Source organism: Blastococcus aggregatus (assembly GCF_900221005.1).
GTDB lineage: Bacteria > Actinomycetota > Actinomycetes > Mycobacteriales > Geodermatophilaceae > Blastococcus > Blastococcus aggregatus.
The window spans coordinates 174,149-186,773 of the sequence record NZ_OBQI01000005.1 but is presented as its reverse complement, the minus strand read 5'-3'; the positions used below and the strand labels follow the sequence as shown (position 1 = coordinate 186,773).

The following is a 12,625-nucleotide window of genomic DNA, read 5'->3' as shown; positions in this document are numbered from 1 at the left end:
CGGTGTCGTCCGGAGGACGACGATCAGGTCCAGTGCCCCCGGTGCGACTCGAACGCACACTGCGCGGGTTTTGAATCCGCTCCCTCTGCCGATTGGGGTACGGGGGCGTGCCGGTCGGGCCGGCAGCCGGATCAGCCTAGCGGGGGCCCGGTGGGGGCCGACGTGGCTAGGCTCGCCCTCGTGAGCAGCGCGCCGGCCAGGGTTCTCATCGCCGAGGACGAAGCACTCATCCGTCTCGATCTCAAGGAGATGCTCGAGGAGGAGGGGTACGAGGTCGTTGCCGAGGTGGGCGACGGGCAGCAGGCCGTGGACCGCGCCATGGAGCTGTCGCCGGACCTGGTGATCCTCGACATCCAGATGCCGGTGCTCGACGGGTTGTCCGCGGCGGAGCAGATCGCCTCGGCCCGGATCGCCCCGGTGATCGTGCTGACCGCGTTCAGCCAGCGCGAGCTGGTGGAGCGGGCGCGGGACGCCGGTGCCATGGCCTACCTGGTGAAGCCGTTCTCGAAGAACGACCTGGTGCCCGCGATCGAGGTGGCCCGTGGCCGGTTCGCCGAGATGGCCGCGCTGGACGGCGAGGTGCGCACGCTCGAGGAGCGGCTCGCGGCCCGCCAGGCGGTGGAGAAGGCCAAGGGCCGGCTGATGGCCGAGCGCGGGCTGACCGAGGCCGATGCGTTCCGCTGGCTGCAGCGCACCGCGATGAACGAGCGGACGTCGATGAGGGCGCTCGCGGAGCGGATCCTCACCGACGGCGTCCCCGCGGAGGCCGACCCGGCCTGACCGCCGAGTGTGCCGTCGCTATAGCGACTCCACCGGGGTGGTCACCTGTCGATCGTCGGCCCTCGGACCCCTGCGCCTACGAAGCAACGGGAGTGTCGTGGAGCCGCGCTGCGGCCTCCGATCCACCGCGGTCCGCGGGCATTCCCGGGCGCGATCACGAGACGGTCACGAATCGACCTCTGCCTCTCAACGTGGCACGGGGGGCGCCCTACTGTTTGCCAGCCGCTCCCACCGGGACGGCACAACGACCACCGGCGCGGCCGAACAGCGGCCCGCCGATCTGGCTCTGGAGGACATGTGCGTTTCTCGGTCAAGACGGGCGCGCCCCTGCTCGCCCTGGCGCTGGCACTCAGCGCCTGCGGCACCTCGGGCGGCGACGACGAGGAGGCCTCGAGCGGCGGTGGCGAGGCCGGTACCTGCGAGGACGTCGCGATCGGCTACTTCGGTGCCCTGACCGGCGCCGCGGCGAACCTCGGCATCAACATCCGCAACGGCGTCCAGCTCGCGGTGGACCAGTTCAACGAGGAGAACGCCGACTGCCAGGTGTCGCTGGAGGAGTACGACTCCGCCGGTGACCCCAACCAGGCGACCGGTCTGGCCACGCAGGCCATCGGTGACGACTCGGTCATCGGCATCGTCGGCCCCGCCTTCTCGGGTGAGTCCGACACGGCCGGCCCGATCTTCGCCGAGGGCGGGCTGCCGACCATCTCCGCGTCGGCCACCAACCCCGACCTGAGCCAGAACGGCTGGGACACCTTCCACCGCGTGCTGGGCAACGACGCCAGCCAGGGCCCGGCGGCGGCGACCTACATCGCCGACGTCATCAAGAGCGAGAAGGTGTTCGTCGTCGACGACGCCTCCGCCTACGGCGCCGGCCTGGCCGAGATCGTCGAGGAGAGCGCCGGTGACGCCGTCGTCGGCACCGACACGATCCAGACCGGGCAGACCGACTTCTCGGCGACCGTGACCGCCATCCGCAGCTCGGGTGCCGACTCGGTCTTCTTCGGCGGCTACTACGCCGAGGCCGGCCTGCTCGTGCAGCAGATGCGTGCTGCCGGTGTCGAGGCGACGTTCGTCGTCGCCGACGGCGTGAAGGACCCCGGCTTCATCGAGGCCGCCGGTGACGCTGCCGAGGGCACGATCATCACCTGCCCCTGCCTCCCCCCGGAGGAGGAGCAGGAGTTCTACGCCGCGTTCGAGGAGGCCTTCGGCGCTGCGCCGGCGACCTACTCGGCCGAGGCGTTCGACGCCGCCAACGTGATGCTCGAGGGAATCCTCGAGGGCAACACCGACCGTGAGTCGCTGCTCGAGTGGATCAACGACTACTCGGGTGAGGGCATCACGAAGACCATCACCTTCGACGAGGACGGCGAGCCGGAGAACATCTCGGTCTGGGCCTACAAGGTGGAGAACGGCGAGATCGTCGCCGACCAGGAGATCGAGACCAACTGATCTCCCGCTGACCCACAGGGCGCGGCCGGGCTCTCCTCGCTGAGGAGACCCGGCCGCGCCTACCTCTGCCGCTCGGAGGCCCAGTGTCCTTCCTGTTCAACAACTTCGTCGAGCTGACCGTCACCGGTCTCGTGCTCGGCGCCGTCTACGGCCTCGTCGCGCTCGGCTACACGCTCGTCTACGGCGTGCTCCAGCTGATCAACTTCGCCCACTCCGAAGTCTGGATGTTCGGCAGCTTCGCCGCGGTCTGGGTCACCGTGGCACTGGGCGTGGCCCCCGGCAGCGCGATGCCGGTCGTCATCGGTGTCCTGCTCCTCGCCCTGCTCGCCGCGATGACCGTGAGCGGTGGTGTGGCCCTGCTCCTGGAGCGGGTGGCCTACCGCCGGCTCATCCGGCTCGACGCCCCCAAGCTGGTCGCGCTCATCAGCGCCATCGGCGCCAGCTTCGCGCTGGCCGAGATCATGGGTCTGCGTGACCGCGTCGCCGGCTGGATCGGCCTGCGCGACACCCTGGACCCCTACGTCCGCTCGGCGCGCGACAACACCCGCTTCCAGAACCCCCTCGAGACCGAGGGCCTGTTCACCGTGGGCGGGTACACCGTCAGCAACGTCGACGTCATCATCATCGTCAGCGCCGTGCTCATGATGGTGGCGCTGGACCAGTTCATCCGCCGCACCCGCACCGGCCGCGGCATCCGCGCCGTGGCCCAGGACTCCGAGGCCGCGGCGCTCATGGGCGTCAACCGCAACCGGATCATCCGCGCGACGTTCCTCGTCGGCGGGATCATGGCCGGTGCGGCGGCGCTGCTGTACCTGATGCGCTTCGGCGTCACCCGCTGGAACGCCGGCTTCCTGCTCGGCGTGAAGGCGTTCACCGCGGCCGTCCTGGGCGGCATCGGCAACGTCCGCGGGGCGCTGCTCGGCGGCTTCGTGCTCGGCCTGGCCGAGAACTACGGTTCGGCCCTGATCGGTTCCGAGTGGCGCGACGTCGTCGCGTTCCTGCTGCTGGTCGTCATCCTGCTGTTCCGCCCCACGGGGCTGCTCGGCGAAAGCCTGGGGAGGGCCCGCGCATGAGTGAACCGCACATCCCCTTGCGCGAGGGCTCCACGGCCGGCGGGGTGCCGGCCTCGACCGTCGGCCAGACCGACGACATGGGGCGCAACCGCTTCGGCTGGGACCGGCTGGCGCTCTCCCGCCGGGTGACCGCGCTGCCCCGGCCCGCGAAGTGGGCGCTGATCGGCCTGTTCGTGGTGCTGCTCTACCTGCTGCCGCTGCTGGAGATCCCGATCCTCAGCACGCCCGACACCGACTTCGGCGCCGTGCTCTTCACGGTGGCCAGCTACGTGCTGGTCGCCCTCGGGCTCAACGTCGTCCTCGGCTACGCGGGTCTGCTGGACCTCGGGTACGTCGGCTTCTACGCGGTCGGCGCCTACACGGTGGCCGTGCTCGGATCGCTCCAGGCGCAGTTGTCCTGGTGGCTGCTGATCCCGCTCGCGGTGGTGATCACCACGATCTCCGGCATCCTGCTCGGTGCCCCCACCCTGCGGGTGCGGGGTGACTACCTGGCGATCGTGACTCTCGGGTTCGGCGAGATCATCCGGCTGACCGCGCTCAACACGGAGTGGCTGGGCGCGGCCAAGGGCATCACCGGCGTGCCGCGCCCGCCGAGCGTGGAGCTGTTCGAGCTGCCGCACCTCCAGTGGGAGGGCGCGACGGCGGTCATCGACCTCGACGACAAGACGAAGTTCCTCGTCTTCGGCGTGGCCGACCAGGCGCCGTACTACTGGCTCGCCCTCACGGTGATCTTCATCGTGCTGGGAGCCGACCGGATGCTGCGGCTGTCCCGCGTCGGTCGTGCGTGGGAGGCGACCCGGGAGGACGAGGACGCCGCCGAGCTCATGGGCGTCCCGACGTTCAAGTTCAAGCTGCTGGCCTTCGCCTGTGGCGCGTTCATCGGCGGCCTCTCCGGCGCCCTGTTCGCCTCGCGGCAGGGCTTCATCAACCCGGAGTCCTTCCAGCTGCTCCTGAGCATCCTGTTCGTCGCCGCCGTCGTCGTCGGCGGTGCCGGCAACCGCTGGGGCGTCATCATGGGCGCGATCGTGGTGGCCTACCTGCCGGAGCGGTTCCGCGGCTTCGAGGAGTGGCGGCTGCTGGTCTTCGGCATGGCCCTGCTGATCCTGGCCAACTTCCGGCCCCAGGGGCTCATCCCACCGCGGCGCACCAGACGTGCCCAGGCCGTCGACGAGCAACTCGACGCACTCGAGGAGGGGACCGATCGTGTCTGAGATCCCCGTGGCCGGGCAGCCCGCCACCGGCGAGGGTGCCGCGCTGCTGTCGGTCGACGACGTCAGCATCCAGTTCGGTGGCCTCAAGGCGCTGGACCACGTGAGCTTCGACGTGCGCGAGGGCGAGATCCTCGGGCTCATCGGACCGAACGGGGCCGGCAAGACCACCTGCTTCAACGTGATGACCGGCGTCTACCAGCCCACGTCCGGCGAGGTCCGCTTCGCCGGCTCCCCGCTGGGCCGGCGCAAGCGGTTCGCGATCACCCGCCTGGGCATCGCGCGCACCTTCCAGAACATCCGGCTGTTCGGCAACATGACGGCGCTGGAGAACGTCCTGGTCGGCGCGGACGCCCATCACCGCACGAACGTGATCGACGCGCTCTTCCGCTCCCCGCGGCACCGCCGCGAGGAGCGGGAGGGCGAGGAGACCGCCCGCGAGGTGATGAAGTTCCTCGGCCTGGAGCGGCGGGCCGACGAGCTGGCGCGCAACCTCTCCTATGGCGAGCAGCGCCGGCTGGAGATCGCCCGGGCGATGGCGACCAAGCCCCGGCTGCTCTGCCTGGACGAGCCGGCCGCCGGGTTCAACCCGGCGGAGAAGGCCCAGCTCATGGACCTCATCCGGCGGATCCGCGACCGTGGCCTCACCGTGCTGCTCATCGAGCACGACATGAGCCTGGTCATGGGTGTCAGCGACCGCGTCGCCGTCCTGGAGTTCGGCCGGAAGATCGCCGAGGGCGTTCCGGCCCAGATCCGCAACGACCCGGCGGTCATCGCCGCCTACCTCGGCACCGAGGTCGACGATCTCGACGACGAGGAGGCGAACCTCTGATGCTGCTCGAGGTCGAGGGGCTGTGCGTCAACTACGGGCGCATCGAGGCCATCCGGGACATCACGTTCTCCGTCGAGCAGGGGTCGGTGGTCACCCTCATCGGGGCCAACGGCGCCGGCAAGACGACGACGCTGAAGACGCTGTCGGGGCTGCGCAAGGTGCGGGCCGGCTCGGTCCGGTTCCAGGACCGGGACATCACCCACATGGCCTCGCACGAGCGCGTGCCGCTGGGGATCAGCCAGTCACCCGAGGGCCGGCGGATCTTCCCGGGCATGACCGTGGTCGAGAACCTGGACATGGGCGCCTACGCGCGCGCCGACCGGGCGAAGACCCGGACGGCGGACCTGGAGCGGGTGTTCACGCTCTTCCCGCGGCTGCTCGAGCGGCGGGACCAGGCGGCCGGGACGATGTCCGGCGGCGAGCAGCAGATGCTGGCGATCGGGCGGGCGCTGATGTCCCACCCGACGCTGCTGCTGCTGGACGAGCCGTCCATGGGCCTGGCGCCGAAGCTGATCCAGCAGATCTTCACGATCATCAAGGAGATCCGGGAGCAGGGCACCACGATCCTGCTGGTCGAGCAGAACGCCGCCCAGGCGCTCAAGATCGCCGACCGCGCCTACATCCTGGAGACGGGCGAGGTGGTCCGCACCGGGACCGGTGGCGAGCTGGCCGCCGACGACAGCGTGCGGGCGGCCTACCTCGGCGGCGACGTCTGACCCGCTGAACCGGCCCGTCGGGGCCCGGACGTCTCCGGACGTCCGGGCCCCGACGCGTTTCCGGGCCGCCTCCCCGGCTGGCACCGCCCGGGCCGTTCGCTCACCGTCCGGTCGCATCTCGCACCGCGCGTCCCGCGCGTCACACGAGGCGGCGCGCCGTCGTCACGGCCCGTATCAGGCGGTGCACTCTGCGGTCAATTCGCAGGGGGAGGCAGCTGTGCCAGGATCCGCATCGCGGTCCACGGTCGTCACGCGCGTGGCTCGTCCCGACGACCTGTCGGTGATCCTCGAGCTGGTCCGCCAGCTCCGGGTGGAGTCGCACACCGAAGAGGTGCTGACCGGGCACCCGCCCGTGCACGCCGCCGGTGCGGGCTTCCGGCGCCTGCTCGAGGACGGCGGCCACCGCGTCGTGCTCGCCGTCCTGCCCGGGCCCGACGGGGACGCGGACGCCGGGGTCGGCGTCGGGCTGGCGGTGCTGGGCCTGGATCCGCTGTCGCTCGTGCTGGGCACGCCGCAGGTCACCGTCGACACGTTCGTGGTGCACCGGGAGCACCGGCGCGCCGGCGTCGGTGCCGCCCTGCTCGCCGCGGCGGCGACCTACGCGCGGGCGAACGGTGCGGCCTACGTCGTCGCCGCCGTGCCGCAGGAGGCCGACCGGCAGCGCTTCTTCGCGCGGATGGGCTTCGCCCCGTTGACCACCCGGCGCATCGCCTCGGTCAACACCCTCGGCCGCTCGCTGGCCGCCTGGCAGCGCCGCCGGCTGGGGATCCTGCCCCTGCCGCGGCGGGTGCCGGCCATGGCCCGGCGGCGCAGCCTGCCCCCGCTGCCCTCGACTACTGCGGGCCGCTGAGCGTCATGCAGGTCAGCCGGGCGGTCGCCGTCGGCCGGCCGTCGTCGTCGGTGACCTGGATGAGGAAGGTCGACAGCGTGCGGCCGCGGCGGACCGGCGTGCACACCGCCGTCACCGTGCCCGACGTCGCCGCCCGCAGGTAGCTCGCGTTGAGCTCGATGCCGACCACCTGCTTGCCCGCGCCGGCGCCGATCGCCGCGGCCACCGAGCCGATCGTCTCCACCAGGGCGCAGGTCGCTCCGCCGTGCAGCAGGCCGAACGGCTGCTCGTTGCCCGCCACCGGCATGGTCGCGACCAGGCGGTCGGGGGTGAAGTCGACGATCTCGATGCCGAGCTTGTCGTCCAGCGGGCTGCGCATGCTGCCGGGCAGCCATTCAGGAGGAGGAGTGGTCACCCCGGCACCGTAGCCACCGGCCCTGCGGGTCGGCCGGTCCCGGGTGTCGGTGCCCGCACCTAGGATCGACGGCGATGTCCGCTCCGGTCTCCACCTCAGCGCCCGCCGTCCCCACGATGCCGGGGGTCCGTCCGCGGCTCCTGCTCCTCGACGGGCACTCGCTGGCCTACCGCGCCTTCTTCGCGCTGCCGGTCGAGAACTTCTCGACCACCACGGGGCAGCCGACCAACGCCGTCTACGGCTTCACGTCGATGCTGATCAACATCCTGCGCGACGAGCAGCCCTCGCACCTCGCCGTGGCGTTCGACGTCGGCCGCAAGACGTTCCGCAGCGAGATCTTCGCCGAGTACAAGGCCAATCGCGCCGAGAGTCCGACCGACTTCCGGGGCCAGGTCAGCCTCGTCCAGGAGGTGCTCGGCGCGCTGCGCGTCCCGGTGATCACCGCTGAGGGCTACGAGGCCGACGACGTCATCGCCACGCTCACCGTGCAGGCGGTCGAGCAGGGGATGGACGTGCTCATCGCCACCGGCGACCGGGACGCGCTGCAGCTGGTCAACGAGCACGTGACGGTGCTCTACCCGCGCAAGGGCGTCTCGGACATGACCCGGTTCACCCCGTCCGCGGTCGAGGAGAAGTACGGCCTGACCCCGACGCAGTACCCGGACTTCGCCGCGCTCCGGGGCGACCCGAGCGACAACCTGCCCAGCATCCCCAGCGTGGGGGAGAAGACCGCCGCGAAGTGGATCCGCGAGTACGGCTCGCTCGCCGAGCTCGTCGACCAGGTCGACACCGTCAAGGGCAAGGTCGGGGAGAAGCTGCGCGAGCACCTCTCCTCGGTGATGCAGAACCGCCGGCTCACCGAGCTCGACCGGGTCGTGCCGCTGGAGATCGGTCCGCAGGACCTCGCCGTCCAGGCGTGGGACCGCAACGAGGTGCACACCCTCTTCGACAACCTGCAGTTCCGGGTACTGCGCGACCGGCTGTTCGCCACGCTCACCAGTGCCGAGCCCGAGGTCGAGGGCGGTTTCGACGTCGAGCTCGACGAGCCGGCCGCCGGCGGGCTGGGGGAGTGGCTGGACGCGCACACCCGCACCGGGCACACCGGGGTGATCTTCCGCGGCACCTGGGGTCGCGGCACCGGCGAGCTGACCGGCCTCGCGCTCGCGGCGGGCGACGGGCACGCCACGTTCGTCGACCTCGGCCCCGAGCTGGACGCCGCCGACGAGCAGGCGCTGGCCGCCTGGCTCGCCGATGCCGCGGTGCCCAAGGTCGTGCACGAGGTCAAGGGGCCGCTGCTGGCGATCTGGGCCCGCGGCTGGGAGGTCGCGGGCATCACCAGCGACACCGCGCTCGCCGCCTACCTGGCCATGCCTGGGCAGCGCTCCTTCGACCTCGGCGACCTTGCCGTGCGCTACCTGCGCCGTGAGCTCAAGGACACCGCGGAGCCCGAGGGCCAGCTCACGCTGGACGGGCTCGGCCCGTCGGAGGACGACGTCGCCCGCGAGGCCGCGCACGCCGACGCGCTCAAGGCCGTGGCGGTCAACGACCTGTCCGAGGCGTTGGAGACGGTGCTGGGGGAGAAGGGCGGCGACGCGCTGCTCGGCGGCATCGAGCTGCCGCTCACCCGGGTGCTGGCCGCGATGGAGTACCGGGGCATCGCCGTCGACCTGGACTTCCTGCACGACCTGCAGAAGGAGTTCGCCGACGGCGTCGCCGCGGCCGCGGCCGAGTGCTACGCGGTGATCGGCCGCGAGGTGAACCTCGGCTCGCCCAAGCAGTTGCAGGCGGTGCTCTTCGACGAGCTCGGGCTGCCGAAGACGAAGAAGAACAAGACCGGGTACACCACGGACGCCGATGCGCTGACCTCGCTGCTCGCCTCGACCGGGCACCCCTTCCTCGAGCACCTGCTCCGGCACCGAGACGTCACCCGGCTCCGCACCGTCATCGACGGCCTGATCCCGATGGTCGACGACGCCTCGCGGATCCACACCACGTTCCAGCAGACGATCGCCGCGACCGGCCGGCTCTCCTCGACCGACCCGAACCTGCAGAACATCCCGATCCGCACCGCGGAGGGCCGGCGCATCCGGCAGGCGTTCGTCGTCGGGCAGGGCTACGAGTCCCTGATGACGGCGGACTACAGCCAGATCGAGATGCGGATCATGGCGCACCTCTCCAAGGACGAGGGGCTGATCGAGGCCTTCATGTCGGGGGAGGACCTGCACTCCTTCGTCGCCTCCCGGGCCTTCGACATCCCGATCTCCGAGGTCGACCCGGAGATGCGCCGCCGGATCAAGGCGATGAGCTACGGCCTGGCCTACGGGCTGAGCGCCTACGGGCTGTCCGGGCAGCTGCGCATCTCCGTGGAGGAGGCCCGCGAGCAGATGCACGCTTACTTCGAGCGCTTCGGCGGCATCCGCGACTACCTCGACGGCGTCGTGGACGACGCCCGGCAGACCGGCTACACCGAGACGACCCTGGGTCGGCGGCGCTACCTGCCCGACCTCACCAGCGACAACGGGCAGCGCCGGCAGATGGCCGAGCGCATGGCGCTCAACGCACCCATCCAGGGTTCGGCGGCCGACGTCATCAAGGTCGCGATGCTGAACGTGGAGAAGGCGATCGCCGCCGAGGGGCTGCGCTCGCGGATGCTGCTCCAGGTGCACGACGAGCTCGTGTTCGAGGTCGCGGCGGGGGAGCGGGAGACGCTGGAGGCGCTGGTGCGGCGCGAGATGGCCGGCGCTGCCGAGCTGTCGGTCCCGCTCGAGGTCTCGGTCGGCTCCGGCCGCACCTGGGACGAGGCCGCGCACTAGGGATGGTGCCCGGGGAGCTCGCGGCCCGGTCGCTGACCTACGGCCCGGCCGGGGTGACGGCGCCGGGGGAGCAGCAGTGGTCGGCGCCCGCCGGGCGCCGAGCCTACGAGCGGTCCGTGTTGGTCGGCCAGGGCGACGAGTGCTGGGGGCAGGCGAAGGCGGCGCTGCTCTCCTGGGGGGTGAAGACCCGCAGTGGCTTCGCGGTCGAGCCCGCGTCCGGGGCCGACCCGGGCGTGCGGAACGGCGCCGACTACTGGCTCCTGGCCGCTGTCGGCCCGCTCCGGATCCGGGAGCCGGCCCGCGTGATCGCGGTCGTCGACCGGCCGGACCGCTGCGGCTTCGCCTACGGCACGCTGGAGGGTCACCCGGTCTCGGGCGAGGAGGCCTTCGTGCTGCACCGTGACGAGGACGGTGTCGTCCGGCTGACGCTGCGGTCGGTGACCGCACCCGGCTCCGGTCGATGGCGCCTGGCCTTCCCCGCAGTCCTGGTGGCCCAGCGCCGGTACCGCCGCCGGTACGCCCGCGCCCTGGCCGAGGGCTGAGGCCGTGACGACGACCCCGGTCGCGCACCGCGGACCTCGACGCAGAGTCTGACCCTCGACTAGAGGCCCAGAGCTGCGTCCCGGACCGCCCCGTCGAGGCGTTGCCAGCCGTGCAGCACCCGCCCCGTGACGGCGTCGAAGCGGAAGAAGCTGCCCTGGCCGGGCTGGTCGTAGCGGCGGTCGACGGGCACGCCGAGCAACGAGCACAGCAGGAGCGCACCGACCGCGCCGTGGGCGACGACCGCGACGTCCCCCGTGGCGCCCGCCACCGCCCGCTGCACCGCGGCCACGAAGCGCCGCTGGGCGTCGACGGCCCGCTCCCATCCCCGCACGCTCTCCTCCGGGCGGGCGAAGAACGCGTCGGCCACTGCCTCGAACTCCTCGGGCCGGAGGTAGCCGGTCGAGGACCGGTCGTTCTCGCCGAGCTCCTCGTCCACCCCGACCGGGAGCCCCGCCGCGTCCGCCAGCACCTCGGCGGTCTGCAGCGCCTTGCGCTCCGCGCTGCTGACCACACCGGTCAGCGTCGGCACCCACGGCTGCGCCACCAGATGGGTCAGACGGGCGCGACCGGCGGCGGACAGGCCCCACTCCGGAACCGGCACGGCGGGGTCGACGGCGACCTCGGCATGTGTCACCACGTAGATCTGCACGCCGGCAGTCGATCGTGCGCCGGCTGCCGGCGGCAGGTCCGAGCCCCTGCGGATCAGCTGCCCTGGTTCACCGGTGTGATGTCGTCGGCGACCAGACCGTGCGCCTCGCGGTGCACCGCCGCTGCCGCGTCAGCATCCGGTGCCTCGACGAGGCAGAACACCTTGCCGCTGGCCTCGTCGAACCAGTACTGCTTGTAGTCCACGCCGTACCGCGCCTGCACCTCGAGGTCTCGCTGGTGCGCCCCCTGGACCGCCTCGGCGGTGAGCCCCTCGACGTGGTTGTGCACGTCCATGAACAAGGCCATGTCTGCTCCCTCGGGGAGGTGGCCGGCTCCGGGCGGGCCGGCCGACGGGCCCAGTGTCCCCGCGTCGGGGCGCTGCGGACAGACCGATCGGCGCGATGCGTCAGGCGGGCGTGCTGCAGACCAGGATCAGCGTGCCCGGGACGAGGGCGCCGCGCTCGGGGGACCACTGACCCCAGGTCTGGGTCCGGCCGGGCGTCCACTCCGGCTCGACCAGGTCCTCGAGCACCAGCCCCGCGCCGACGACGGCCCGCGCCCAGTCGCCGACCGTCCGGTGGTGCTCGACGTAGACCGTGCTGCCCGAGCCGTCGGTCTCGACGTAGGGCCGCCGGTCGAAGTAGGACGAGGTGACCTGCAGGTCCTCGGGGTCGGGGGAGTCCGGGAAGGGCCAGCGCATCGGGTGGTTCACCGAGGCGACGAACCGGCCGCCCGGCCGCAGCACCCGCGCCACCTCGGCCAGCACGGCCCGCGCGTCGGCGACGAAGGGCAGGCCGCCGAACGCGGAGCACGCGAGGTCCATCGACGCCGTGGCCAGCGGCAGCGCACCGGCGTCGGCCTGCAGCAGCGGGACGGCGAGGCCGGTGGCCCGGTTCAGCTCGACGGCGCGGGCGAGCATGCCCGCGGAGACGTCCAGCGCCACGACGTCGGCGCCCTCGCCGGCCAGCCAGCGCGCGCAGGGCGCCGAGCCGCAGCCGATCTCGACCACGCGCCGCCCCGCGACGTCCCCCAGCAGCCGGGCGTCGGCCTCGCGCAGACCCTCCGGGCACCAGAGGAAGTCGGCGTCGCCGAGGTCCGAGCCGTGCTCGGCGAGGTAGGCGGGCGCGGCGGCGTCCCACCAGTGCCGGTTGGCGCGGGCCGACTCGTCCTGGCCGGCCGGGCGGCGGGCCACACCGCCGGCCGCGGGGTAGCCGTCGCTGCCGAGGGGCAGCCCGCTCCGGGGCGGCGTGGATGCGCTCATGACACGCCGATGGTGACACGCCGCCGGGGTGGCAGAGGGGCGCGCACCCAGGTGG

The 12,625-nt window shown here is 72.2% G+C and carries 13 protein-coding genes and 1 tRNA gene; 9 read left to right on the top strand and 5 right to left on the bottom strand.

Going from position 1 to position 12,625, the window contains the following annotated elements; translation table 11 throughout:
• Nucleotides 1–33 precede the first annotated feature (33 nt).
• A tRNA-Leu gene (locus CRP29_RS16630) sits at nt 34–107 on the bottom strand.
• A 73-nt stretch (nt 108–180) separates the two neighbouring features.
• Here CRP29_RS16630 and CRP29_RS16625 point away from each other — a divergent pair.
• The 7 genes from CRP29_RS16625 to CRP29_RS16595 all read left to right on the top strand — a co-directional run bounded on the left by CRP29_RS16625 (nt 181) and on the right by CRP29_RS16595 (nt 6,911).
• Entirely contained in the window at nt 181–780 is a 600-nt protein-coding gene (locus CRP29_RS16625; protein WP_097196181.1) for an ANTAR domain-containing response regulator, read from the top strand.
• 297 nt (nt 781–1,077) lie between these two features.
• Nucleotides 1,078–2,232 (top strand): branched-chain amino acid ABC transporter substrate-binding protein, encoded by a 1,155-nt coding sequence (locus tag CRP29_RS16620; RefSeq protein ID WP_097196180.1) that lies wholly within the window; start codon nt 1,078–1,080, stop codon nt 2,230–2,232.
• Between the two features lie 83 nt (nt 2,233–2,315).
• The gene (locus CRP29_RS16615) at nt 2,316–3,305 is read left to right on the top strand and encodes a branched-chain amino acid ABC transporter permease (RefSeq protein ID WP_245852908.1); all 990 of its coding nucleotides are present in this window, start codon (nt 2,316–2,318) and stop codon (nt 3,303–3,305) included.
• Entirely contained in the window at nt 3,302–4,516 is a 1,215-nt protein-coding gene (locus CRP29_RS16610; protein WP_217991632.1) for a branched-chain amino acid ABC transporter permease, read from the top strand. The genes CRP29_RS16615 and CRP29_RS16610 overlap by 4 nt, the downstream gene beginning before the upstream one ends.
• Nucleotides 4,509–5,345: an ABC transporter ATP-binding protein gene (locus CRP29_RS16605; RefSeq protein ID WP_245852905.1), complete on the top strand. Its 837-nt coding sequence runs from the start codon at nt 4,509–4,511 to the stop codon at nt 5,343–5,345. Before CRP29_RS16610 ends, CRP29_RS16605 begins: the two co-directional genes overlap by 8 nt.
• Complete coding sequence (locus tag CRP29_RS16600; protein WP_176523014.1) at nt 5,345–6,061, top strand: ABC transporter ATP-binding protein; 717 nt, start codon at nt 5,345–5,347, stop codon at nt 6,059–6,061. Before CRP29_RS16605 ends, CRP29_RS16600 begins: the two co-directional genes overlap by 1 nt.
• A gap of 256 nt (nt 6,062–6,317) precedes the next feature.
• Nucleotides 6,318–6,911: a GNAT family N-acetyltransferase gene (locus CRP29_RS16595; protein WP_176523013.1), complete on the top strand. Its 594-nt coding sequence runs from the start codon at nt 6,318–6,320 to the stop codon at nt 6,909–6,911.
• Here CRP29_RS16595 and CRP29_RS16590 read toward each other — a convergent pair.
• Nucleotides 6,895–7,305, bottom strand: a complete 411-nt coding sequence (locus CRP29_RS16590; protein WP_097196176.1) for a PaaI family thioesterase — start codon at nt 7,303–7,305, stop codon at nt 6,895–6,897. The genes CRP29_RS16595 and CRP29_RS16590 overlap by 17 nt on opposite strands.
• 74 nt (nt 7,306–7,379) lie before the next feature.
• Here CRP29_RS16590 and polA point away from each other — a divergent pair, with 74 nt between their 5' ends.
• Nucleotides 7,380–10,118, top strand: a complete 2,739-nt coding sequence (polA, locus tag CRP29_RS16585) for a DNA polymerase I (RefSeq protein WP_097196175.1) — start codon at nt 7,380–7,382, stop codon at nt 10,116–10,118.
• 5 nt (nt 10,119–10,123) lie between these two features.
• Nucleotides 10,124–10,660, top strand: coding sequence for a DUF1990 domain-containing protein (locus tag CRP29_RS16580; RefSeq protein ID WP_217991631.1), 537 nt, complete (start codon nt 10,124–10,126; stop codon nt 10,658–10,660).
• 59 nt (nt 10,661–10,719) lie between these two features.
• Here the strand turns inward: CRP29_RS16580 and CRP29_RS16575 are convergent, their stop codons facing one another.
• The 3 genes from CRP29_RS16575 to CRP29_RS16565 form a co-directional block, all read right to left on the bottom strand.
• Nucleotides 10,720–11,310 (bottom strand): histidine phosphatase family protein, encoded by a 591-nt coding sequence (locus CRP29_RS16575; RefSeq protein ID WP_097196173.1) that lies wholly within the window; start codon nt 11,308–11,310, stop codon nt 10,720–10,722.
• A gap of 53 nt (nt 11,311–11,363) precedes the next feature.
• The gene (locus CRP29_RS16570; RefSeq protein WP_141437156.1) at nt 11,364–11,615 is read right to left on the bottom strand and encodes a DUF4242 domain-containing protein; all 252 of its coding nucleotides are present in this window, start codon (nt 11,613–11,615) and stop codon (nt 11,364–11,366) included.
• Between the two features lie 100 nt (nt 11,616–11,715).
• Nucleotides 11,716–12,570 carry a class I SAM-dependent methyltransferase gene (locus CRP29_RS16565; protein WP_097196172.1) on the bottom strand — a complete coding sequence of 285 codons (855 nt, stop codon included), beginning with the start codon at nt 12,568–12,570 and terminating at the stop codon, nt 11,716–11,718.
• Between the last annotated feature and the right edge of the window lie 55 nt (nt 12,571–12,625).

Coding starts and splice junctions, on each gene's coding strand:
- CRP29_RS16565 (WP_097196172.1), bottom strand. CDS start 12,570: ATGAGCGCATCCACGCCGCCCCGGAGCGGGCTGCCCCTCGGCAGCGAC.
- CRP29_RS16610 (WP_217991632.1), top strand. CDS start 3,302: ATGAGTGAACCGCACATCCCCTTGCGCGAGGGCTCCACGGCCGGCGGG.
- CRP29_RS16570 (WP_141437156.1), bottom strand. CDS start 11,615: ATGGCCTTGTTCATGGACGTGCACAACCACGTCGAGGGGCTCACCGCC.
- CRP29_RS16600 (WP_176523014.1), top strand. CDS start 5,345: ATGCTGCTCGAGGTCGAGGGGCTGTGCGTCAACTACGGGCGCATCGAG.
- polA (WP_097196175.1), top strand. CDS start 7,380: ATGTCCGCTCCGGTCTCCACCTCAGCGCCCGCCGTCCCCACGATGCCG.